Source organism: Flavobacterium sp. JAS (assembly GCF_020991455.1).
Lineage (GTDB): Bacteria > Bacteroidota > Bacteroidia > Flavobacteriales > Flavobacteriaceae > Flavobacterium.
On the sequence record NZ_JAJMOX010000032.1, the window covers coordinates 1 to 2876 of the forward strand.

4 protein-coding genes are annotated in these 2876 nt (G+C 37.3%); all 4 read left to right on the top strand.

Translation table 11 applies throughout. The features are described 5' to 3' along the window. Window positions 1–565, top strand: a 565-nt coding sequence (locus tag LPB88_RS23580; protein WP_230718227.1) for a zinc-binding dehydrogenase, incomplete at its 5' end; no start/stop codon positions are given. Window position 566: 1 nt separating this feature from the next. Beyond that, window positions 567–1394: an amidohydrolase gene (locus LPB88_RS23585; protein WP_230718229.1), complete on the top strand. Its 828-nt coding sequence runs from the start codon at window positions 567–569 to the stop codon at window positions 1392–1394. A 3-nt stretch (window positions 1395–1397) separates the two neighbouring features. Next, entirely contained in the window at window positions 1398–2189 is a 792-nt protein-coding gene (locus LPB88_RS23590) for an SDR family oxidoreductase (protein ID WP_230718231.1), read from the top strand. Window positions 2190–2276: 87 nt separating this feature from the next. Continuing rightward, on the top strand, window positions 2277–2876 hold a 600-nt coding region (locus tag LPB88_RS23595), incomplete at its 3' end, for an MFS transporter (RefSeq protein ID WP_230718233.1).

Genomic DNA, 2876 nt, shown 5'->3' on the forward strand with positions numbered 1-2876 from the left:
TATACGCAGAGCTGCCATTACTGCTGGAGAAATCGTTGCTGTGGTAGGTTGTGGCCCTATCGGAATTGGGATTATGAAGCTGGCTCAAATTGCGGGTGCTAAAGTAATAGCCATTGACATGAATGAGCAGCGGTTGGCTTATGCCAAAGAAAAAATAGGTGTAGATTATACCGTAAAAGCAGATGGAAATACGGTTGAAGAAATTACCAAAATTACCAATGGTGATTTATGTACTACTGTTTTTGATGCTTCGGGGCACAAAGGTGCTTTAGAAGCATGCCCAAATTATATGTCGCACGGAGGTCGATTTGTGCTTGTTGGATTATCAAAAGGAGAATTGACTTATAGTCATCCGGCTATTCATGCCAAGGAGATAACTTTAATGTGCAGCCGAAATGCCACTACCGAAGATTTTCAGCACGTAATTAGTGTTTTAGATCAATTCCCAACAGCATCCTACATTAGTCATAATGTTCCTTATACTGAAATGATCACTAATTTTGATAGTTGGCTCGATCCTGCAACTGGTGTAATTAAAGCTACTGTCGATTTTAAATTAAAATAGTATGACAATAGATTCGCATCAGCATTTTTGGATATACGAAGCAGATAAACATACCTGGATAAATGATGATATGAGAGTCATTCGCAAGAGTTTCTTGCCTGAAGATTTGAAGCTCATTTACCAAACTAACGGTATTGATGGCTGTGTAGCAATACAAGCTGATCAAACACTAGCCGAGACAGATTTTCTTTTGGATTTGGCCAATAAAAACGACTTTATCAAAGGAATCGTAGGCTGGGTTGACTTAAGAGATTCAGCTATTGACACTGTTTTGAATCAATACAGCCAATTTCCAAAGCTAAAAGGTTTCAGACATGTACTTCAAGGCGAAGCGGATCATAATTTCATGTTGCGCCCTGATTTTTTAAAGGGAATTGCTGCTTTAGAAAAATACAATTTCACTTATGATATTCTTATTTTTCCACATCAATTAGGAGCAGCATTGGAATTAGCAAGGCGTTTTCCAAATCAAAAATTTGTCATCGATCATATTGCAAAACCCTATATAAAAGAAGGATTTTATGATGGTTGGGCGGCTTTAATGAAAGCAATTGGTAAATGTCCAAATGTGTATTGCAAATTCTCTGGAATGACCACCGAAGCCGATTATAATAATTGGACTCCTGAACAAATCGAACCTTATATGCAATTGGTTTTGGACGCTTTTAGACCAAATAGAATCCTTTTTGGTTCGGATTGGCCAGTATGTCTGGTTGCTGGAAATTATGCAAAAACAAAAGAATTAGTTGCCCATTTCATTTCAAAATTAAGCTCAGCAGAGCAAGAAGCGATTATGGGCGGCAATGCAATACAATTTTATAACTTATAGAGTATGGATTTAGAATTAAAAGGAAAAGTAGTGGTCATTACCGGTGCGGCCGGACTTAAAGGAAGTATTGGAGAAACTATCCTGCAGCACTTGGCTAGCGAAGGAGCAATTCCGGTAGTACTTGATAGAAACGATCGCGGATTTACTTATATAGAAGAAATTCAAAAAAAAGGAATTGATGGTTTGTTTTGTAAAACCGATGTGACAAATCCTCTGGAAATTGAAGAAGCAATCGCAATAATCGGGGCTAAATACGGTCGAATTGATGCTTTAATCAATAATGTTGGTGTTAATGACGGCGTTGGACTTGATGCCTCATATGAAGAATTTTTAAATTCTTTGAAACTCAATATGGTGAGTTACTTTTTGATGGTTAAGTATGCACTTCCTTATCTAAAAGCTTCCAAAGGCCCAATTTTAAATATTGGTTCTAAAGTAGGATTAACAGGTCAGGGAGGAACTTCGGGTTATGCCGCTGCCAAAGGTGGCGTTTTAGGTTTAACCCGCGAATGGGCGGTGGATTTAATCCAGTATGCTATAAGAGTAAATGCCATTATCATAGCGGAAAGCTGGACCCCTGCCTACGAAAACTGGATTAAAACACTTGAAAATGGTGAAGAAAAATTAAAATCCATTGTTGAGAAAATTCCATTAGAAAACAGAATGACAACTCCTGATGAAATTGCTGACGCTTGCTTGTTTACCATTTCTAAAAGATCCTCACATACTACTGGACAGTTCATCTTTTGTGATGGAGGCTATGTTCATTTAGACCGTTCATTATTGACAATATAAAATATTTAACACCTAAAAGAACAAATTATATTGCTGTATTAGTTGTTCTTTTTTTACTAATCAGCCTAACCAACCAAATTTAAACGCATGAACCAATCCTTTCCAATTCCTATAGTAAAAAAGGAATTACTTTTCCAGTTTATTATAATCACCGTTTTATTTGCCCTTTGGGGAATTGCCAATGATTTGACAACTCCAATGGTTTCCACTTTCAAAAAAGTGATGCCTGAATTATCTAATACGCAAGCCTCATTGGTACAGTTTGCCTTTTATTTTGGTTATTTCTTTATGGCCTTGCCGGCAGCTTTGTTCATTAGAAAATACAGCTACAAATCAGGAATAATAGTGGGACTTATATTGTATGCAGCAGGCGCTTTTTTATTCTATCCTGCAGCGCATTACCAGAGCTACAAGTTCTTTCTTATCTCGCTATGGGTGATTACCTGTGGTTTGGCCTTTTTGGAAACTACTTCAAATCCGTTAATTTTATTCCTGGGCAATAAAGAAACAGCCACGCAACGTTTGAATTTAGCCCAGGCATTCAACCCCATTGGTGCGATAACCGGACTAATCATGGCCCAGTTTTTAGTAATAGAGAAAATAAAATCAGACGATTATAGCTCCGAAGCATTCAGAGCATTAAGTTCAAGTGAATTAGCATCAATCCGCAAAAATGATTTAGATGTT

Coding starts and splice junctions, on each gene's coding strand:
- LPB88_RS23585 (WP_230718229.1), top strand. CDS start 567: ATGACAATAGATTCGCATCAGCATTTTTGGATATACGAAGCAGATAAA.
- LPB88_RS23590 (WP_230718231.1), top strand. CDS start 1,398: ATGGATTTAGAATTAAAAGGAAAAGTAGTGGTCATTACCGGTGCGGCC.